Source organism: Paraburkholderia sp. D1E (assembly GCF_052682275.1).
In genome coordinates this window covers 5,233,750-5,254,390 of record NZ_JBQYMB010000001.1, presented here as the reverse complement: position 1 = coordinate 5,254,390, position 20,641 = coordinate 5,233,750, and the positions used below count along the sequence as shown (strand labels likewise).

Sequence of the window (20,641 nt, the reverse complement as noted above, 5' to 3'; positions counted from 1 at the left end):
CTTACCAGCTGAAACCCTTGGCATTGCTCTTGTCGATCATCTTCACGTCGACCGGAATCGTTTTCGGCACATTGGCGCCCCACTTCTTCGCGAGTGCAATGCCGAGCGCGATACGCACCTGGTCGGCCGGGAATTGCGCGGATGTTTCGATGAACTTCGAATTCGGTTTCTGGATCGCGGCAATCGCTTCCGGCGCACCGTCGACGCTGGTCAGCTTGATGTCCTTACCCGATGATTCGATCGCCGAGAGCGCACCCATCGAACCGCCGTCGTTCACGCTGAACACACCTTTGAGATTAGGATGCGCCTGAATCATGTTTTCGGTGACGGACAACGCAGTCGCGCGTTCCTGCTTACCGTTCTGTGTATCCACGAGTTTGATGCCCGGTACTTTCGCAAGCGCTGCCTTGCAGCCGCGCACACGTTCGAGAATCGGCACGACCGGAATGCCGTCGAGAATCGCCACTTCTCCACTGCCGCCAAGCGACTTCGCCAGATACTCACACGCCATCTGTCCCGCATCGAAATTCTTCGAGCCGACGAACGAATCGACCGGACCATTCGCATTCGCATCGACCGCAACCACCACGACGCCCGCCTTTTTAGCCGACGTCACCGCCGATTGAATGCCGGTCGAATCGGTCGGATTCACGAGCAGGATGTCGATCTTCTTTTGCAGCATGTCCTCGACGTCACTGACCTGCTTGCTGACGTCGTGATGCGCGTCGGTGACGACCACGGTGGCACCGATCGACGCCGCCGCATCGTTCAGCGCTTTTTGCATCGTCACGAAGTACGGGTTATTCAGTTCCTGAAACGTCATGCCGATCTTCAGCGGTGCGGCTTGTGCAGCCGGCGCCGTGACGAACGACAGGCCGAACGCGAACATCGCGAGCGCTGCCGTACTGCGCGCGAAGGTCTTCAACGATGTCTGCTTTGAAGTGGATTGCGTCATGGTTGTCTCCGTTATTAAAACTATTCGATGAGATGAGCACGTCCCTCACGCTGTCCGGGGACAGCGCGATAGGTGTTGAAACGCGGGTGAAGTGAAACGCTTCGGCTTAAAGCTTGACGAGGACTACGTCGGTGGATAGGCAGCGGCGGCGGTGCGTGGCAAACCTGGCGCAAGCACGATAGCGGGTGCATCGTCGATGCCTGCGCCGCGCGCGGCCGCTTCTTCAGAGGCGTCGCGGCTCGCGTCGTTCAGTTGCTGGTAGTGGCGAAATTTCGAAGGCGCCATCCCCTTCACCGCAAGGAACTGCCGGTTGAAATTCGACAGGTTGTTAAAGCCCGCCTTGAAGCAGATATCGGTGACACTCAGTTCCTCGTCCGTGAGCAACTGGCACGCGAGGTTGATGCGCATACGGTTCACGTACTGCACGAATGGCAGCCCCGTATGGCGGCGGAAGTAGCGCGAGAACGCACTGACGCTTTGCCCGGCGAGTTGCGCCAGATCCGATTCGCGCAGATCGTTGGACAGGTTCTTGCCGATATACGACAGCGCGTGATTGATGCGAGTCGACGCAAACCCGGTCGGGTCTGCCTGATAGGCGGGACTCGCAAGCGTCTCGCGATCCTCGGCATCCATCAGGATTTCGAGCATCGACATGAACAGCACGAGTCGGCGCAGTCCGCGCGCGGCCAGCAATTCGAGGAACAGCGGCTGGATCGCCGCACTTGTCTGCGCGCCGAACGACACGCCGCGGCGCGAGTCGGCGAGCAGCGCTTCGACCTGACGCCACTCCGGGAAGCTGCCCATGCAACTCGACACGAACTCCTGCCCGAACTGAACAACCAGATTGCGCTGCGCAATCGTCTCGCCTTCCGGCACGTCGCTGACCCAGTTATGCGGCAGATTCGGCCCCATCAACACGAGGTTGCCGGGCACAAAACCGCTGATATGGTCGCCGACGAACATCTTGCCGGTCGTCGCCACGATCAGATGGATTTCGTATTCCGGATGAAAATGCCAGCGCACCGTGCGATACGGATAGCCGTGCGACCACACTTTGAACGATTCGTCGCGCCGTACGGCGACGAGTTCCAGATCGGGTTGCATCGCGTCTGCCTCCATGAAGCGGCGTGTCGCAAGTGCCGCTGAGCTTCATCTTGTATAGCGAAAAGTAGCCCTCAAAAGCCTTATCCACCACTCGAAATGAAACCGTGGACCGATACTTTTTTGCATTCGGGTTAGTCCTGGCGCGGTGAAAGTCAAATTTGATGCAATGCAATACGCACCGCGAGACACGTCCCATAACGCGCGGACGCCTCGCGAGTCGCGCCGAAAGTCCCGCCACGCCGCGCTGCGCCACGAAAAGCCGCTTACGTCGCCTTGACATTCGATTCGCCGGGTACGATCATTCGCTCACAGACAGAGCAAATGCTCCACCCTCGAGAAAAAACGCACGCTTCAAGCCGTGCGATCGAAGACATTCAGGAGACGCACATGAACAGCGGGCAAGGCAGCGGCGCGGCCGCACACGTGATCCTGCACATCGGCGCAGGATCGTTTCATCGCGCGCATCAGGCCTGGTATCTCCATCGGTTGAACGAGGCGAAAGTGGCGGGCGAGCCGCACTGGTCGCTGACGGTCGGCAATATTCGCAGCGACATGAATGCGGTGCTCGAAGCGCTCGCCGCGCAAAACGGCGTCTATACACTCGAAACCGTCACGCCGCAGGGCGAGCGCGCGTACGAGACGATCCGTTCGATCGAGCGCGTGGTGCCGTGGACCGAGAGTCTCGATACGCTGATCGAAGCGGGCGCCGATCCGGCCTGCAAGATCATTGCGTTTACCGTCACCGAAGGTGGCTATTACCTCGACGAACAGGACGAACTCGATACCGAAAATGCCGATCTCGCGATTGACCTGAAAGGCGGCCACACCACCATTTACGGCGCGCTCGCGGCGATTCTCGACGCGCGCATGAAGCGCGGCGCCGGCCCGGTCACGCTCCAGACTTGCGATAACCTGCGCAGCAACGGCGAGCGTTTTCATGCGGGTATGAGCGAGTTTCTCGAACGACGCGGCGCGGACGAACTGGCGCAATGGTTCGACGACAACACCGCGTGTCCAAGTTCAATGGTTGACCGCATCACGCCACGTCCCACGCCCGATGTGCGCGAACGCGTGAAAGCCGCCACCGGCGTCGACGATGCCTGCCCGGTGATGGGCGAAGCCTTCATTCAATGGGTGATCGAAGACCGTTTCATCGCGGGACGCCCGGCGTGGGAAAAGGTCGGCGCTGAACTGGTCGACTCGGTGCTGCCTTACGAGGAAGCGAAGATCCGCATTCTCAACGCACCGCATAGCTGCATTGCGTGGGCGGGCACGCTGGTCGGACTGAACTACATCCACGAAGGCACGCTCGACCCGGACATCCATAAATTCGCCTTCGATTACGTGACCGAAGACGTGATCCCCTGCCTTACGCCGAGCCCGCTCGATCTCGAACGCTATCGCGATGTCGTGCTCGACCGCTTCGGCAATCCTTATATCCAGGACACCAACCAGCGCGTTGCCGCCGATGGTTTTTCGAAGCTGCCCGGTTTTATCGCGCCGACGCTCGCCGAATGCTTCGAGCGCGGCGCCACGCCAGCGGCGACGGCGATGTTGCCGGCGCTGTTCTTTCGCTTCCTCGAACGCTGGAACGCGGGCAAGCTGCCGTATGCGTATCAGGATGGCGTGATGGACGAGCGCGTCGCGCGCGGTTTCTTTAGCGCGCCCGATCCGTTGAAGGCGTTCGCCGCTGACCGGCTGCTGTGGGGCAGCATGGCGCAGACACCGGAGTTGGAATCGGCGTTGGCAGGCGCGTTGGCGCGCGTCGACGTGTGGCTGGCCAAACGCGGCGCGGCTTGATCCGCGAACCCTTGCGACGGCGCCCAGCGTCGCCGCAATGTGGTGCACGCGCACGCCGGCAGCAACGCGCATCGCGTCGCTCAGCGCCTGGCACCGCGCGGCATCGAAGCACGCCGGTGCCAGGCTTAATGCGCATGGCACCGCTTGCCCTATGCGGCTAAAGTAGCGCATCCCTACCGACGAAGGTTTCGCGCCCATGTATCTCGGCATCGACCTCGGCACGTCCGAAGTGAAAGTCCTGCTGCTTGCGTCCGATGGACGCGTGATCGGCACCGCAGGCTCGCCCTTTACCGTTTCGCGCCCGCATCAGCGCTGGGCCGAACAGAATCCCGAAGACTGGTGGGCCGGCACGCGCACGGCGTTGGCCGCGTTGCGCACCAGACATCCCGACGAGTTCGCGCAGATTCGCGGCATCGGCCTCTCGGGGCAGATGCACGGCGCCGTGCTGCTGGATGCGCAGGACCGCGTATTGCGTCCTGCGATCCTGTGGAACGACATGCGCAGCGACAAGGAATGCGCGGAGCTGACCGAGCGCGCGCCGGAGTTGCACACCGTGGCCGGTAATCTCGCGATGCCCGGTTTCACCGCGCCGAAGCTGCTGTGGGTCGCGCGTCACGAACCGGACATCTTCGCGCGGACTGCCTGCGTGCTGCTGCCGAAGGACTATCTACGCCTGCAACTGACCGGCGGCAAGGTATCCGATCCGTCGGATGCAGCGGGCACGCTGTGGCTCGACGTCGCCAAACGCGACTGGTCCGATTCGCTGCTCGCCGCCTGCAACATGACGCGCGCGCAGATGCCAGCCTTGTGCGAAGGCAGCGAGCCATCCGGCACCCTGCTTCCCGAGGTGGCGCGCGAGTTCGGTTTGAGCGACGCCGTGATCGTCGCGGCCGGTGGCGGCGACAACGCCACGAGTGCGATCGGCATCGGCGCGACGCAACCGGGCGACGGCTTCGTCTCGCTCGGCACGTCCGGTGTGTTGTGCGTGGTCGGCGACAGCTTCCGGCCGAATCCGGCTTCTGCGGTGCACGCGTTCTGTCACGCGATTCCAGATCGCTGGCATCAGATGAGCGTGGTGCTCTCGGCGGCAAGTTGCTTGCGCTGGGTCTGCAAACTCACCTCAACCGACGAACCAACCCTGCTCGCCGAAATCGAGGCGCTGCCAGCGGACGCGTTGAACACCGCCCCGCTCTTTCTGCCCTATCTGTCGGGTGAGCGCACGCCGCACAACGATCCGTATGCGCAAGGCGTGTTCTTCGGCATGAATCACGCAACCGATCGCGCGTTGCTCGGCTACTCGGTACTCGAAGGCGTGACGCTCGCACTCACTGACGGCCTCGACGCATTGCGCGCGGCCGGCACCGAAGCGAAGGCGCTTTCCCTGCTCGGCGGCGGCGCTCGCAGCGACTACTGGGCACAACTGCTTGCCGATGCGCTCGACACCGCGACCCGCAAGCACGGCGGCGGAGAAACCGGCGCGGCGCTCGGCGCGGCACGCCTCGGCTGGCTGGCCGCGGGCGGCGAACCGGCCAAGGTGCTGACCAAGCCGCCGATCGAAAAGGAGTTCACGCCGAACCCGCAACGACACGCCGAACTGCGCAACCGGCTCGAAGCCTATCGCGCGCTCTACCGCCACGTGCGGCCGCTGTTTGACCCCGCGCGGCAACCGCTCGCCTAACCGGCAAGCCGCAGCCGGTTCCCGCTGAGAGGCGGAGACCGGCTGCTATCATCGGCGCACCTCAAGCGAACCGTCACCGTGCCCAAGTCCACAGAAAAATTAGATCTTGCTACCCGCGCCGCGTGGCTTTATTACGTCGCCGGCAATACCCAGAACGAAATCGCCGAGAAACTGCAGGTGTCACGCCCGGTCGCGCAGCGCCTGGTCGCCTTCGCTGTCGAGAAGAATCTGATCCGCGTGCGCGTCGATCACAAACTGGCCGATTGTCTTGCCCTCGCCGATCAACTCTCGAAGCGCTACGGCCTGAGCATGTGCGAAGTCGTACCGATCGACAGCGATACGCCGGAGGAAGTCGACCGCAAGCTGGCGGTGGCCGGCGCGCAGGTCATGGAACGCTATCTCAGCGAAGAAAAACCGATGGTGGTCGCCGTGAGCAGCGGCCGTACGCTGAAGGCCGCGGTCGATCAGATCGCCCAGCTGGAGCGTCCGCAGCACCGATTGGTATCGATGGTCGGGGCGATCGCCCAGGACGGCTCCTCGAACCGCTATGACGTCGCGCTGCACATTTCCGAGAAGACCGGCGGCAAGTATTTTCTGCTGCCTGCGCCGCTGCTCGCCGATAGCGAGGCCGAGCGCGCGCAGTGGTGCAATCACCGGCTGTACCGAATCGTCGAATCGCTGTCGGCCAAGGCGGATGTCGCGTTCGTCGGCATCGGCAATATCGGGCCGCACTGTCCGCTGCATGAAGACGGCTTTATCACCTCCGCGGAAGTGAAGGAGTTGGTGCAGAACGGTGCGGTGGCGGAAATGCTCGGCCTGCCGATCGATTCAGCCGGCGCGCACGTTGAATCGCCGACTGGCCGGCGTGTCACCAGCATCGCACTCGACGCCCCGCCGCAGCGGCCCACCATCGGGTTTGCCGGCGGCGCGCGCAAGCGCGAAGCGCTGATCGCGGTGCTCAAAGGCGGCTGGCTGTCGGGACTGGTGACTGACGAGTTGTGTGCGCGGGCGGCGCTGGAAGCCTGAAGGAAAGCGGCGCGCCCGCCGCCTTCCCCATCACTGACTCACGCGGCCAGCACTTCGACGATCTTACGCTGGAACGCTTTCCCTTCGCTGTCGAACAAATGGCAGTGATCCGGTGTGGCGCCAAGTTTTTGCATCTCGCCCTTGGCGTGCCGTTCGAGCGGTGGAATTCGCGCGATCAGGCCATCCGGTGAAACGCCGGATTCTGCATACAGATACGCTGCATCGCCGAGCGATTCGAGCGCCATGGTGCGCGCCGAGATGCCGTCGTCTGTCGTGCCTACATGCAGATGCTCCGGACGAATACCGACGGTGACCTTATCACCCTGCTTCACCGTGCCCGGCTCGACTGCGACACGCTGCGTCTCGCCGGTTTCGTAGCGCACCGTGACGCCGTCGTGCGTCACCGATTGCACGATCCCTTCCATGAAATTCATTTTCGGCGAACCAATGAAGCCGGCGACGAAGCGATTGGCCGGCGCGTGATACAGCATGGTCGGGCTGCCGACCTGCTCCACATTGCCCGCCGACAGCACGACGATCTTGTCGGCCAGCGTCATGGCTTCGACCTGATCGTGCGTCACGTAGATCATGGTGGTCTTCAATTCGTCATGCAGACGCGCGAATTCGAGGCGCATCTTGACACGCAGCGCGGCGTCGAGATTCGACAACGGTTCGTCGAACAGGAACACTTTCGGTTTGCGCGTGATCGCGCGGCCGATTGCAACGCGCTGGCGCTGACCGCCCGAAAGCTGCTTCGGCTTGCGATCGAGCAGATGGTCGATGTGCAGAATCTTCGCCGCATTACGCACGGCGGCGTCGATCTCCGGCTTCTTGGTGCCGGCGAGTTTCAGGCCGAACGCCATGTTGTCGTATAGCGTCATGTGCGGATACAGCGCGTACGACTGAAACACCATCGCGATGCCGCGCTTGGCGGGCGGCACGTCGTTCACACGCGTGCCGTCGATGGTGAGGTCGCCGCCGCTGATGTCTTCGAGGCCGGCGATCATCCGCATCAGCGTCGATTTACCGCAACCGCTCGGGCCCACGAACACGACGAATTCGCCGTCCAGGATGTCGAGGTTGATGTCGCGCATCACTTCGTTGTCGTCGTAGGCTTTTCTGATGTTGCGCAGAGTTACGCTTGCCATGATGTGTCTCCGTGTATTGCTGTGCGTTGCTAACGGTGCTTCAGCTGCGCCGGTTGCTCAGGTTCGATCCGTTGCTTCCGTTTCTTCAGCAGCTGCGTTGATTCGCTTCTCTATGTGCGATTCCGATCCAGCTCATTCGTTGTTCATTGATTTGACCTACGGCGCTTACGGCGCCGCTGCCGTCGCGCTCAGCGTCCATTGCGCGACCAGTTCCGGCAACTGCAGCATGTCGTCGAAAACATGACGTGCGCCCGCTGCATGCAATGCGTCGATCTGCGCGTCACTCGCATGACCGCCGCCGATAAAGCCCAGCACCGTCATGCCCGCCGCGGTTGCCGCCGTCACGCCCGTCACGCTGTCTTCCACGACGAGGCAGGCGGACGGCGCGAGGCCAAGACCTTGCGCGGCAGCAAGATAGACATCGGGCGCGGGCTTCGGATTCGGCACCGCATCGGCGCAAAAGAGCCGGTCGCCGAAGAACTTCACGAGGCCCGTGCGCGCCAGCACGCTCTCCACATACGGCCGAAAACTGTTGCTCGCGCATGCTTTGGTGAGCGGCACCTGCGCGAGCGCGGCCTCGATTCCAACGACTGCCGGCGCCTGCATCGCCGCCGCTTCCACCGCTTGGCGGATCGCCTCGATATCCGCGACGCTGAGGCGCTTGCCGAGTTGCGTCGCCGTGCCTTGCAACACTTTTTCGATGCGCAGGCCGAGCAGCGGCAGCACCACCGGTTCGACATCGGTATCGGGCCAGCGCGCTTCGAGTTCGTGCACCAGCATGCGCGCCGCCACGGCTTCGCTGTCGATCAGCACGCCGTCGCAATCACAGATCAGCGCGAAGCTGCCTATCGCCGTGCCTGCCGTCATTTGACCGCCCCGAAGGTAAGGCCGCGCACCAGTTGCTTCTGCGACAACCAGCCGACGATCAGGATCGGTGCGACCGCAAGCAGCGATGCAGCGGAGAGCTTCGCCCAGAACAGACCTTCAGGACTCGAATACGACGCGATGAACACGGTCAGCGGTGCGGCGTTCGAACTCGACAGGTTGATGCTCCAGAACGCTTCGTTCCAGGACAGGATCACTAGCAGCAGCGAGGTGGAGGCAAGCCCCGGCAACGACATCGGCATCAGCAGGTAGACGATTTCCTGCCACGTCGCAGCGCCGTCGATCCGTCCTGCTTCGAGAATGTCGCGCGGAATTTCAGCGAAGTACGTGAACGACATCCACACGGCAATCGGTAAATTGATCAGCGTGTAGACGATCACCAGACCCGACACCGTATCGAGCAAGCCGGTGTTTTTCCACAACAGATAGATCGGCACCAGCACGCCGACCGACGGCATCATCTTGGTCGACAGCATCCACAGCAGCACCTTCTGCGTGCGGTGCGTCGGAAAGAATGCCATCGCGTAGGCGGCGGGCACGGCGAGAATCAGACACAGCACCGTGACGCCGACCGAAATCAGCACCGAATTCAACGCGAACGAAAAGTAATTGCTGCGCGCGAATACCTCGCGAAAACTATCGAGAGTCGGGATGAAGAACAGCGACGACGAATACGCCTGCTGCTCCGTCTTGAACGCGGTGATCGTCATCCAGAAGATCGGGAAGAACAGCAGCAGCGCGACCAGCCAGGCAATCACGCCGGGAATGCCGCGGCGAATTGCGGCGAACGGCGACTTGGCCGGCACAGTCATGGGCGTCGTGCTCGACGCCGGTGTAGAGGCAACGTGGCTCATTTTTCGTACTCCCCTTTCAGGTTCTTCGCGAGCATCCGCACCAGGAAGAACGACACGATGTTGGCCAGCACCACAGCCAGAATGCCGCCTGCCGAAGCGAGACCGACGTCGAACTGTTGCAGACCCAGCGAATAGATCAGGTACGACAGATTGGTGGTCGCGGTTCCCGGACCGCCGCCCGTGGTCGTATAGATTTCGGCGAAGATCGACAGCAGGAAAATCGTCTCCATCATCACCACCACTGCAATTGCCCGTTTCAGGTGAGGCAGCGTGATGTAGAAGAACATCGAGAACGGACCCGCACCGTCGATGCGCGCCGCTTCCTTCTGCTCCTGATCGAGCGACTGGATCGCGGTGAACAGAATCAGGAACGCGAACGGCAACCACTGCCACGCGACGATCATGATCACCGCCGTCAGCGGATAGTCGGCGAACCAGTCGATCGGCTGCATGCCGATTGCGCGCATGCCCTGTGCGATCAGGCCATACACCGGGTGCAGGATCATGTTCTTCCAGATCAGCGCGCTGACCGTCGGCATCACGAAGAACGGCGCGATCGCCAGCAGCCGCGCGATGCCCTGACCGTAGAACTTACGATCGAACAGAATCGCCATCAGCACGCCGCCGACCACCGTGATCACCAGCACCGAGACGATCAGTTCGAGCGTGTGCCCGATCGACGGTCCGAACGACGGGTCGGTAGCGAGATATTTGTAGTTGTCGAATCCGGCGAAGCCTTTGAGATCCGGATTCAGCAGGTTGTAGCGCGAGAACGAAAACCAGATCGTCATCGCCAGCGGAATAGCCATCCACAGTACGAGTACCGCGACCGAGGGCGATACCAGCCAGCGGGCGGAATTGGCTTTGCGGACTTCGCGTTCTTTTTCTGTCTGGGGATGGGCATGCATGAGAGGTAGGCGCAGAGGACGCATGGTTGACCACCTGTTCGGTAATGCGCGGGCTGTCCGGCGAAGACACCGCCTTAGCCGCATCACTCACCGCGACGCCTGCGATGTCGCGGCGCGTAAGTGCCAAATGAATGACGAGGACGGCCCGCTGTGCTGCGTGAGCCGGCTGACGGGCGTCAGCCGGCGCGTTTCACGTTACGTTACGGTGCTTGCAAGCCAGCTTATTTCTGGTAACCGGCCTGTTGCACGGCGCGGTTCGCCGTTGCCTGCCCGGCTGCCAGCGCCTGATCGACCGTCATCTGACCGGCAACCGCGCCGGAGATGCTCTGACCGACCACGGTGCCGAACGACTGGAACTCAGGGATGCCAACGAACTGCACACCGGTGTACGGCACCGGCTTGAGCGTCGGGTGATCCGGATCCGCCGTTTCGATTGCTTTCAGCACGAAGTCGCCGAACGGTGCGGCCTGCTTGTACTCAGGGCGCGCGTAAGTCGAATGACGCGTTCCCGGCGGCACCGAGGCCCAGCCCTCGTCCTTCGCGACCAGTTCGATGTATTGCTTCGACGTGGCCCACGCGATGAACTTCTTCGCCGAGTCAGCCTGCTTTGACGACTTCGGAATGGCCAGCGCCCACGCCCACAGCCAATGCGAACCCTTCGGCGTGACGGCGATCGGCGCCGCCGCAAAACCCACCTTGTCGGCGATCTGCGACTGCTGCTTGTTGTAGAGCATGCCGGCGGCCACCGTTGCATCGATCCACATCGCGCACTTGCCCGAAGACATCAGCGTCAGGTTTTCGTTGAAGCCGTTCGAGCTCGCTCCCGGTGGGCCGTCTTTCTTCAACAGATCGACATAGAACGTGATGGCCTTCTTCCATTCCGGCGAGGTCAGTTGCGCTTGCCACTTTTCGTCGAACCAGCGGCCGCCGAAGGTGTTCACCACCGTCGTCGCGTATGCCATGTTTTCACCCCAGCCGGCCTTGCCGCGCAGGCAGATGCCGTACATGCCGTTGGCTTTGTCCGTGAGCTTGTCGGCGAATTGCGCGATCTGATCGTAGGTCGGTTGATCGGGCATCTTCAGGCCCTTGGCCGCGAACAGATCCTTGCGGTAATACGTCATGGAGCTTTCGACGTAGAACGGCAGCGCGTACAACTGGCCGCCGCTCGAGAGGCCGTCGCGGGCCGTCTTCACGACGTCGTTCAGATCGTAATCAGCAGGCAGGCCGGTGAGCGGCGTAAGCCAGCCGCGCTTGCCCCATTGTGGCGTTTCGTACGCGCCGATCGTCATCACGTCGAACTGGCCGCTGCCGGTCGTGATGTCGGTGGTGGCGCGCTGACGCAGCACGTTTTCTTCGAGAATCACCCAGTTGAGCTTGATATCCGGATTCGCCTGCTCGAAAGCGGGCGAGAGTTTCTTCAACTCGATCATGTCCGGATTGTTCAACGTCGCGATGGTCACCGTGGCCGCCTGAGCGTGCAACGCGAAGCATGCGATAGCGCCGGCACTGACCGCCTTCAGCGCGGATTTTGTAGCTGGTTTCATGTGTTGTCTCCTTTCTCGTACGTTATGTGATGCTGCGTTTGTTCTACGAAAATGACGCTGGGTGAAACGGGTCCGACTCATCCACTCTGCGATTCGCTCAGCTCATCCAGTTGCCGCCGTCGACGTTCAGCGTTTGCGCGGTGATGTAGTCGGCATCCGCCGACGCGAGAAACAGGGCGGCGCCGGTCAGATCGTCCGGCACACCCATACGGCCGAGCGGCACCGCTTCACCGACCAGGCGTTTCTTCTCGCCGAGCGGCCGGTTTTCATAGCGGGCGAAGAGCGCGTCGACCTCGTTCCACATCGGCGTATCGACGACACCCGGCGCAATACCGTTCACATTGATCTTGTGCGGCGCGAGAGCGAGTGCCGCGGACTGCGTATAGCTGAGTACGGCGGCTTTGGTCGCGCAGTAGTGCGACACCAGCGCCTCGCCGCGCCGCCCTGCTTGCGACGACATATTGATGATCTTGCCGCCGCGGCCCTGCTCGACCATTTTCTGGGCGACGGTCTGCATCAGGAAGAACATGCCCTTCACGTTGACCGCGAAGAGGCGGTCGAACACGTCCCAGGATTCATCGAGGATCGGGCGCATATCGAAGAGCGCCGCGTTGTTGAACAGGATATCGACCTGGCCGAAGCGCGCCAGCGTGCGCGCGAGGATGCGTTCGATGTCCTCGCGGCGCGTCACGTCGGCACTGACGGTCAGCACGCGGTCGCCGTGAGCAGCGCGCAGCGCGTCGCCGAAACTGTCCGCCGGCTTCACATCGACCAGCACGCAACGCGCGCCTTCGTCCAGATAGCGCCGAGCCACGGCTTCACCGATTCCGCTTGCCGCACCCGTCAGAATGGCCACCTTGTCTTGCAATCGTGCCGCCACTGCCTGTCTCCGGTTCGTTTCGCTTCTTGTGGCGCAGTGAGCGAACGCTCGTTGCGCGAACAATTGCTCTGTTAGTGATCGAATGATCGGATACGGACCGGGTCATGTCAAGGCGCTCGAACAGATTTCGATGGTGCAGCGCGGCAGGACAAGGGCGCGCCCGGCGCGTACCCGGCCTACACGCTTTCCTCGTCCCGATCGACACTATTCCGGGAAATCGAAAGCCGCCAATCAGCTTTCTGCTCAAGTCGCTGACAAGAATTAGAGATACGTTATATCATTGCGACCTCGCTTCACTTCGAAGCTTTACAGGTTCGTCAGAGGGGTCCGCTGATGGCTACATCGATTGCAGAACACCATGCCGTACGCGTCGCCCATGCCGAAGCGCACGCCGCCCTGCATGGGCTTGCGCTCACGCCGCTACGGCGTCAGGTGTATGCGGCGATCGTCGCCAGCGACCGGCCGATTGGCGCCTATGAACTACTGGACGCACTTGAGCCGCAGCGTGGCCGCGTGCCGCCCACGACCGTCTACCGCGCGCTGGACTTTCTGCTCGCGCACGGCTTCGTCCATCGGATCGAATCGAAGAACGCGTTCGTGGCCTGCTGCGAAGTCGGCCTGCCGCACAGCGGCCAGTTTCTGATGTGCGACGGGTGCGGGGCGACCGTCGAGATTCCCGGCGGCGATCTTGCCCAGCAGTTGTCGCATAGCGCGCCGGCGCACGGCTTCGAGGTGCACCGCCAGGTAGTCGAATTAAGCGGACTGTGCGCCCGCTGCGCCCGCGCGGCGCGGTCCACAGGTGCATCGGCATGAAAACCGGCGTGACCGCGAAAACCGGGCATGCCTGACGTTTGTGTTTCTTTCAACTCTCACGCAGCAGGAAACAACGATGAAGAAATTCGGCTCGATGTTGAACGGGGCGCGCCATGCGCTGAAGCTGTCGAAATACCTGGCCATGGGCGCGGTTGCCGCTGCTGCTTTCTCGCTCAGTCATAGCGCCTTCGCCGCGGATGCGAAAATCCCGGTGGTGGCAGCGGAAAACTTTTACGGCGACGTCGTGCAGCAACTAGGCGGCGACCGCGTCGACGTAACAAGCATCCTCAGCAATCCGGATCAGGATCCGCATCTGTTCGAAGCCAGCCCGAAGACGGCGCGCGCCTTGCAGCATGCGAGCCTTGTGGTCTACAACGGCGCCGACTACGATCCGTGGATGGCAAAATTGCTGGGCGCCTCCAAGAGTGCGAAGCGCACCACGATCGTCGCCGCGGATCTCGTCGGCAAGAAGGGCGGCGATAATCCGCACCTGTGGTACGACCCCGCGACCATGCCGAAAGTGGCGCGCGCGGTGAGCGCGGCGCTCGTCGCGGCTGACCCGGCGCACAAGTCGGCGTACGATGCGAACCTCGCGAAGTTTCTCGATTCGCTGAAACCCATCGACGCCAAAGTCGCCGGTCTGCATAGCCGCTACGCCGGCGTGCCCGTGACGGCGACCGAGCCGGTGTTCGGCTATATGTCGGACGCAGTAGGCCTCTCGATGCGCAATCTGCGCTTCCAGCTGGCGACGATGAACGACACTGAAGCAAGCGCGGCCGATATCGCCGCGTTCGAACGCGATCTGCGCGAAAAGCGCGTGCGCGTTCTGATTTATAACAGCCAGGCAACCGAGGCCCTGACCAAACGCATGTTGAAGCTCGCGCAGCAATCGAAGGTGCCGACCATGAGCGTCACCGAAACCGAACCGGCCGGCAAGACCTATCAGACGTGGATGCTGACGCAGCTCGACGCGCTGGGCACGGCGCTGGCTGCGGGCGATACTAGCGCAGCGGATGCGGCGGCTTCAACCGCCAAAGGAAAACCCCAATGACCGAGACTGGCCGCAGCACGCCAGCTAATGCATCTACAAGCGCATTAACCAGCGCACGCGCCAACACGCCCGTGCTCGAACTCGAGCACGTGACGCTCGAACTCGGCGGCCGCTCGATTCTGCGCGACACCGGGTTTGTGGTGAACCAGGGCGAATTCATCGGCGTGCTCGGGCCGAACGGCGCGGGCAAGACGACGTTGATGCGCGCCGTGCTCGGTCTCGTGCCGGCGGCGAGCGGCGCGATTCGCGTGCTGGGGCAGCCGGTCGAGCGCGGCAACGCGTCGATCGGCTATATGCCGCAGACGCGCAGTGCGCTGGCAGGACGCCGCGTGCGCGGCCGCGACTTCGTCGCCATGGCTGCCGACGGACACCGCTGGGGCCTGCCCCATGCGGACAGCAAGACCCGCGCGGATGTCGAGCGGGTGCTGGATCTGGTGGGCGGCCGCAAGCTGGCCGAGCGGCCGTTATCGGAACTGTCGGGCGGCGAGCGTCAGCGCCTGCTGCTCGCGCAATGCCTGCTCGGCAATCCCAAGCTACTGCTACTTGATGAACCGCTGATCAGCCTCGATCCACATCATCAGAAGAGCGTCGTCGAACTGGTGCGGCGCGTGCAGCAGGAACTCGGCATTGCTGTGCTGTTCTCGGCGCATGAACTGAACCCGCTTTTGAACTCGCTCGACCGCGTGCTGTATCTCGGCAGCGGCGTCGCCGCGCTCGGCACCGTCGATGAAGTCATTACAAGGCCGGTGCTGTCGCGTCTCTATGGTTCGCCGATCGACGTGATGCGCGTGAACGGCCGCATCTTCGTGATGTCGGGCGACGTCGAAGTCGAAAAACACGATCACGAGCACGAGCACGACGAGAACGGCGGCCATAGCCACTCGCACTCTCACGGGCATTCGCACGACCACGATGGTGCACACGGCCACTCACACCAGCACGACTCACGCGACGGACACACGCACGATGTTTGAATACGATTTCATGGTGAACGCGTTCGCGGCGTCGGGGATCGTCGCGGTGCTGGCAGGGATAGTGGGATATTTTCTGGTGATGCGTGGGCAGACCTTCGCGGGCCACGCGCTCTCGCACGTGGGCTTCACCGGTGCGACCGGCGCGGTCCTGATCGGCATCTCGCCGATCTGGGGGATGATCGGCTTCACGCTCGCGGCAGGGGTCGGCATGGGCGCGCTGGGCGAGCGGCTCGCCGGACGCGATGTAGCGATCGGCGTGATCCTGTCGCTGTCGCTCGGCTTCGGCTTGCTGTTCCTGCACTTCTTCACGGCGTACGCGACCCAGGTCACCGCGCTGCTGTTCGGCAACGTGCTCGGCGTGAATGCGTCGACGCTCGGCGTGCTGGCGGCGTTGGGTGTCGTCAGTTTGCTGGCGCTCGCGGCGATCATGCGGCCGTTGCTGTTTGCTTCGCTACAGCCGGAATTAGCTGAAGCCAAGGGCGTGTCGCTGCGTCTGGTGTCGGTACTGTTTCTGGCGATCGCCGCACTGGCCGTGGCGGCATGCACACAGATCGTCGGCGTACTGCTGGTGTTCACGCTCATGGTCGGACCGGCTGCCGCCGCGCAAAACGTGACGACGCGGCTTTCCACCGGTCTCGTACTCGCCGCCGTGTTCGCGCTGGTGCAGGCGTGGCTGGGATTGACCCTGGCGTTCTATACCGACTGGCCAACGAGCTTCTGGATCACCGTGCTGTCGGCTGTTGTGTATGGCGGGAGTTTGTTGAGGCGGCATTGAGGCGGCAACACAGTTGCATGCCGCCGCCCTCCTCCTGCAAGACTTCAACCAAACAGCACCTTCGCGTGATGCGCGAGATGGTCCTCGATGAAAGTCGAGATGAAGTAATAGCCGTGGTCGTAGCCCGCGTGACGGCGCAGCGTTAGCGGCTGCCCCGCAGCCTTGCAGGCAGCTTCGAACACATCCGGGTTCAGTTGCTCGGCGAGGAACTGATCCGCCAGCCCCTGATCGACCAGAATCCCTTGCGTGAACTTGCGCGACACGTGAGCGACCAGTTCGCTCGAGTCATACTGCTTCCACGCTTCGCGGTCTTCGCCCAGATAGCCGCTGAACGCCTTCACGCCCCACGGGCACTGTGAAGGCGCGGCGATCGGCGCGAACGCCGACACCGACCGATAGATCTCCGGGTTGCGCAGCGCCAGCATCAACGCGCCGTGACCACCCATCGAATGCCCGAAGATGCCAAGACGCGCGCCGTCCACTGGCAGATTCGCGAGTACCGTTTCGCGCAGTTCGTCGCGCACGTACGAGTACATCCGATACTGCTTCGCCCACGGCTGCTGTGTCGCGTCGACGTAAAAGCCCGCACCCACGCCGAAATCCCACGCCGCGCTTTCACCCGGCACGCCCGCGCCGCGCGGACTGGTATCCGGCGCGATCAGCGCGATGCCGTGCTGTGCCGCAAAGCGCTGCGCGCCCGCCTTGACCGGAAAGGTTTCTTCCGTGCAAGTCAGACCCGCGAGGTAGAACAGCGCGGGCACATTCGCACTGGCCTGCAAGGCCTGCGGCGGCAGATACACTGAGAAGCGCATCGGCAGACCGACAGTCTGCGAGTCGTGCCGGTAGATCCGCTGCTCGCCGCCATGGCAGGCATGCGACGACAATAGTTCAAGCATTCGCAATGCTCCTTTCTGTGCTGGGCCACTGACGTATCGGTGACGTATCGGTGCCGCGTTAGTACAGCACGACCGAGCGGATCGACTCGCCCTTCTTCATCAGATCGAAGCCTTCGTTGATGCGTTCGAGCGGCAGACGGTGCGTGATCAGGTCGTCGATATTGATCTTGCCTTCCATGTACCAGTCGACGATCTTCGGCACGTCCGTGCGACCGCGCGCGCCGCCGAATGCCGAGCCCTTCCACTCTCGGCCCGTCACCAGCTGGAACGGCCGCGTGCTGATCTCCTCGCCCGCTGCCGCCACACCGATGATGAACGACTGGCCCCAGCCCTTATGCGTACACTCCAGTGCCTGACGCATCACCTTGGTGTTGCCGATACATTCGAACGAGTAGTCCGCGCCGCCATCGGTGAGTTGCACGATGTGATCGACCACGTTCTCGACTTCGTTCGGGTTGATGAAGTGGGTCATGCCGAACTTCTTCGCCAGCTCCACGCGGCCCGGGTTGATATCGACGCCGATAATCTTGTCCGCGCCGACCATCTTCGCGCCCTGGATCACGTTCAGACCAATGCCGCCGAGACCGAACACCACCACGTTCGCACCCGCTTCGACCTTCGCCGAATACACGACAGCGCCCACGCCCGTCGTCACGCCGCAACCGATGTAGCAGATCTTGTCGAACGGTGCGTCTTCACGCACCTTCGCGACCGCGATTTCCGGCACGACGATGTAGTTCGAAAACGTGGACGTGCCCATGTAGTGAAACAGCGGCTTGCCGTCCAGCGAGAAGCGCGACGTTGCATCGGGCATCAGGCCGCGGCCTTGCGTCGAACGAATCGCCTGACAAAGATTGGTCTTGCGCGACAGACAGAATTTGCACTGGCGGCATTCCGGCGTGTAGAGCGGAATGACGTGGTCGCCCTTCTTTAGCGTGCCCACGCCCGGACCCACATCGACGATCACGCCCGCGCCTTCGTGGCCGAGAATCGCCGGGAAGATGCCTTCCGGATCGGCGCCCGAGAGCGTGTAGTAATCGGTGTGGCAAATGCCCGTCGCCTTCACTTCGATCAGGACTTCACCGGCGCGCGGGCCTTCCAGATCCACTTCTTCGATCGTCAACGGGGCGCCGGCTTTCCAGGCGATTGCTGCTTTGGTTTTCATCGTGAATGCTCCTGTGAGTCTATGAATGCTCTGGCGCGTCGCAGTGAGATATCGCGCGGCGTGCCGGTGTCGCGGTTCGGTTACTGCAGTTAATTCGTTTGCCAGGCTGTGAACGGACGATGTTGCTCTCGTCCGACATCGCGTGCCGGCCCATAACTTAGCGCGCGAAAGCCGTAATGGTATTGCAAAGTACGTCGCAGCATTGTCTGTAGCTGACATCGCTTCGGTTACCGTTGTGGGGGTTCGCCGAACCATGATTCGACGCGGCCATACAGATCGAGAAAGCGCGCGTAACGTTCGGCAAGCGCCGCATCGCCTTGTGGCCCGGCAACACGTGTCGCGCCCGGCGCAAGCGCGGCGAGATCGCTCGCGTGCCAATGCCCGCTCGCCAATCCGCCGAGAATGGCCGCGCCACGCGGCGCCGCGTTCGGACAATCCACGGCATGGAGCTCGACGTTCAGCGCATCGGCAAGCAACTGCCGCCAGCGTGCATCGACTGAACCACCGCCTGCGAGTTTCAATGTCGTTACCGTGGCGCCACTCGCACGGATCGCGTCGAGCCCGGCGCGCAGCGAGAACGCGACGCCTTCAAATGCGGCGCGCATCATCGTGCCACGCGTGTGGTCGAATGCAAGGCCAAGCCAGCCGCCGCGTGCGGATGGGTTAAGCCACGGCGTGCGCTCGCCGGTGAGGTATGGCAGGAAGGTGAGGCCTGGCGCGGCGATTGGGGTAGCGTCTGTTGCGTCACCAAGGGCCTCACCCGATGCGTTGCCTGAGGCACCGCCGGATGTATTGCCGAACGCAACGCTGCTCGACGCACCGCCGGACGCATCACCGAACGCTTCACGATAGGCATCGGCCCATTCATACGAGAGCCAGCCGCGCACGCGTTCGAGCGCGACGCCGACGTTTTGCATCGCCGCCATCCGATACCAGTGGTCACTCGCAGCTCGATAGCGATGCAAGCCTTTCACGGCTTGCGGTGCGTGTTCGGCGAGTACGACGATTTGCCCACCGGTGCCGGTGGTAAGCAACGCGTCGCCGTCGCTGGCGAGACCACTGCCGAGCGCGGCACATGGCGTATCGGCGCCGCCAATCGCGAGCACGATGCCGGCTCGCAGACCCAGCTCCTGCGCAGCTTTCTGCGACAACGCACCGCCCGCCGCATAGGAAGGTGCAAGCGGCGCAAACCACTCATGCCGCAATTCGAGCCGTTCAAGCAGTTCCCGATCCCACACACCAGCCGGATCGGCGAGCGCCGTCGCGCAAGCGTCGGAAGGATCGGTTGCGACCGCACCGCCCAGCGCGACACGCAGCCAATCTTTCGGTTGCAGCGCCCAACGCGTCTTGCGCGCGGACTGCGGTTCGTTCTGCACGATCCAACGCAGCAAAGGACCCGCCATGCCGGGTGCAACAGGATTCGGCTGCGGCTCGGGCCACTGATCGAGCAGGCCCAACGCGCGCGTGTCGGGCCAGAGCATTGCGGGGCGCACAGCTTCGCCATTGGCGTCGATCAGCACGACACCGTGCATCTGTCCGGAGAAGCCGATTGCCCGCACCTCAAGGCGCAAATCTTCAGGCAAACGCGCCGCCGCTTCGTATAGCGCGCGCCACCAGGTTTGCACCGAGATTTCCGCCCATCCCGGATGCGGCGTTTCGAGTGCATACGCGACACTCGCCGCTGCCTGCTCACGGCCGCTTTCGTCGACGATTGCTACTTTGAGGGAACCGGTGCCGAGGTCGATGCCAAGAAAACTCATGGGCGATAGAACGTCAATTTGAGCTTGGGGACAAGCACGCGAAAGGTGCCTGGAACGACGTATTTTCCGTCACCGCTACGCGGCTTCTGAAACGCGCCCGAATGTACGCGGAAAACCCGGAATCGCGGGTTAACCCCGCCCCGCCGCGAGCCACATCAAAACAGCACTATGCGTCGAGCGAGATACACCTCATTGATTCTCACACATATCTCGTTCAGACGGGCGCGAGCGGCATCAGCGCTGCCATCGCTGCTGCATGGGGCTTACGGCCGTTTTGCGCCGTACGCGCATTTCTTTTGGCTTTCAAATGGGCTTCATGCATATCGTCACCGGGAATGCCGGAATAGGCCCCAGTGGTCTTGTTGCAGCTTTTCGTTCCGCATACCTTGGAGCCATCCCAAAACGAGATGGTGGAGAGAGACAAA

The 20,641-nt window shown here is 62.5% G+C and carries 19 protein-coding genes; 7 read left to right on the top strand and 12 right to left on the bottom strand.

Annotated elements, in window-relative coordinates; all coding sequences use genetic code 11:
- Position 1 precedes the first annotated feature (1 nt).
- A complete protein-coding gene (locus ACUN0E_RS23585; protein ID WP_408234972.1) occupies positions 2-955 on the bottom strand; it encodes an ABC transporter substrate-binding protein in 954 nt (317 codons plus the stop codon).
- 123 nt (positions 956-1,078) lie between these two features.
- Complete coding sequence (locus ACUN0E_RS23580; protein WP_445568098.1) at positions 1,079-2,059, bottom strand: AraC family transcriptional regulator; 981 nt, start codon at positions 2,057-2,059, stop codon at positions 1,079-1,081.
- A 387-nt stretch (positions 2,060-2,446) separates the two neighbouring features.
- On the opposite strand from ACUN0E_RS23580, the gene dalD reads away from it, so the two are divergent.
- From dalD to ACUN0E_RS23565, 3 genes are all read left to right on the top strand, one after another.
- Positions 2,447-3,859, top strand: a complete 1,413-nt coding sequence (gene dalD, locus ACUN0E_RS23575; protein WP_408392121.1) for a D-arabinitol 4-dehydrogenase — start codon at positions 2,447-2,449, stop codon at positions 3,857-3,859.
- A 196-nt stretch (positions 3,860-4,055) separates the two neighbouring features.
- Positions 4,056-5,537: a xylulokinase gene (gene xylB, locus ACUN0E_RS23570; protein ID WP_445568097.1), complete on the top strand. Its 1,482-nt coding sequence runs from the start codon at positions 4,056-4,058 to the stop codon at positions 5,535-5,537.
- Between the two features lie 78 nt (positions 5,538-5,615).
- A complete protein-coding gene (locus tag ACUN0E_RS23565; RefSeq protein ID WP_408234960.1) occupies positions 5,616-6,563 on the top strand; it encodes a sugar-binding transcriptional regulator in 948 nt (315 codons plus the stop codon).
- 38 nt (positions 6,564-6,601) lie between these two features.
- Here ACUN0E_RS23565 and ACUN0E_RS23560 read toward each other — a convergent pair whose 3' ends face one another.
- The 6 genes from ACUN0E_RS23560 to ACUN0E_RS23535 all read right to left on the bottom strand — a co-directional run bounded on the left by ACUN0E_RS23560 (position 6,602) and on the right by ACUN0E_RS23535 (position 12,782).
- Positions 6,602-7,711, bottom strand: coding sequence for an ABC transporter ATP-binding protein (locus ACUN0E_RS23560; RefSeq protein ID WP_408234957.1), 1,110 nt, complete (start codon positions 7,709-7,711; stop codon positions 6,602-6,604).
- A 165-nt stretch (positions 7,712-7,876) separates the two neighbouring features.
- Positions 7,877-8,578 (bottom strand): HAD family hydrolase, encoded by a 702-nt coding sequence (locus tag ACUN0E_RS23555; RefSeq protein ID WP_445568096.1) that lies wholly within the window; start codon positions 8,576-8,578, stop codon positions 7,877-7,879.
- Positions 8,575-9,408: a carbohydrate ABC transporter permease gene (locus ACUN0E_RS23550; RefSeq protein ID WP_408235188.1), complete on the bottom strand. Its 834-nt coding sequence runs from the start codon at positions 9,406-9,408 to the stop codon at positions 8,575-8,577. Before ACUN0E_RS23550 ends, ACUN0E_RS23555 begins: the two co-directional genes overlap by 4 nt.
- A 38-nt stretch (positions 9,409-9,446) precedes the next feature.
- Positions 9,447-10,382 (bottom strand): carbohydrate ABC transporter permease, encoded by a 936-nt coding sequence (locus ACUN0E_RS23545; protein WP_408392123.1) that lies wholly within the window; start codon positions 10,380-10,382, stop codon positions 9,447-9,449.
- A 197-nt stretch (positions 10,383-10,579) separates the two neighbouring features.
- Positions 10,580-11,902, bottom strand: a complete 1,323-nt coding sequence (locus tag ACUN0E_RS23540; RefSeq protein WP_445568095.1) for an ABC transporter substrate-binding protein — start codon at positions 11,900-11,902, stop codon at positions 10,580-10,582.
- A gap of 97 nt (positions 11,903-11,999) precedes the next feature.
- Complete coding sequence (locus ACUN0E_RS23535) at positions 12,000-12,782, bottom strand: L-iditol 2-dehydrogenase (protein ID WP_445568094.1); 783 nt, start codon at positions 12,780-12,782, stop codon at positions 12,000-12,002.
- A gap of 333 nt (positions 12,783-13,115) precedes the next feature.
- Between ACUN0E_RS23535 and ACUN0E_RS23530 the strand changes: the two genes are divergently transcribed.
- The 4 genes from ACUN0E_RS23530 (at position 13,116) to ACUN0E_RS23515 (ending at position 16,395) form a co-directional block, all read left to right on the top strand.
- Positions 13,116-13,595: a Fur family transcriptional regulator gene (locus ACUN0E_RS23530; RefSeq protein WP_408520762.1), complete on the top strand. Its 480-nt coding sequence runs from the start codon at positions 13,116-13,118 to the stop codon at positions 13,593-13,595.
- 76 nt (positions 13,596-13,671) lie between these two features.
- The gene (locus tag ACUN0E_RS23525) at positions 13,672-14,646 is read left to right on the top strand and encodes a metal ABC transporter solute-binding protein (RefSeq protein ID WP_445568093.1); all 975 of its coding nucleotides are present in this window, start codon (positions 13,672-13,674) and stop codon (positions 14,644-14,646) included.
- The gene (locus tag ACUN0E_RS23520; RefSeq protein WP_445568092.1) at positions 14,643-15,620 is read left to right on the top strand and encodes an ABC transporter ATP-binding protein; all 978 of its coding nucleotides are present in this window, start codon (positions 14,643-14,645) and stop codon (positions 15,618-15,620) included. Before ACUN0E_RS23525 ends, ACUN0E_RS23520 begins: the two co-directional genes overlap by 4 nt.
- On the top strand, positions 15,613-16,395 hold the full coding sequence (locus ACUN0E_RS23515) for a metal ABC transporter permease (protein WP_408206710.1): 783 nt from the start codon (positions 15,613-15,615) through the stop codon (positions 16,393-16,395). Before ACUN0E_RS23520 ends, ACUN0E_RS23515 begins: the two co-directional genes overlap by 8 nt.
- Before the next feature lie 44 nt (positions 16,396-16,439).
- On the opposite strand, the gene fghA is transcribed toward ACUN0E_RS23515, so the two are convergent.
- From fghA to ACUN0E_RS23495, 4 genes are all read right to left on the bottom strand, one after another.
- A complete protein-coding gene (gene fghA, locus ACUN0E_RS23510; RefSeq protein ID WP_445568091.1) occupies positions 16,440-17,291 on the bottom strand; it encodes an S-formylglutathione hydrolase in 852 nt (283 codons plus the stop codon).
- Between the two features lie 58 nt (positions 17,292-17,349).
- Positions 17,350-18,456 carry an S-(hydroxymethyl)glutathione dehydrogenase/class III alcohol dehydrogenase gene (locus ACUN0E_RS23505; protein ID WP_054034374.1) on the bottom strand — a complete coding sequence of 369 codons (1,107 nt, stop codon included), beginning with the start codon at positions 18,454-18,456 and terminating at the stop codon, positions 17,350-17,352.
- 227 nt (positions 18,457-18,683) lie between these two features.
- Entirely contained in the window at positions 18,684-20,216 is a 1,533-nt protein-coding gene (locus ACUN0E_RS23500; protein WP_445568090.1) for a xylulokinase, read from the bottom strand.
- A gap of 214 nt (positions 20,217-20,430) precedes the next feature.
- Complete coding sequence (locus tag ACUN0E_RS23495) at positions 20,431-20,640, bottom strand: prephenate dehydrogenase (protein ID WP_445568089.1); 210 nt, start codon at positions 20,638-20,640, stop codon at positions 20,431-20,433.
- Position 20,641 lies beyond the last annotated feature (1 nt).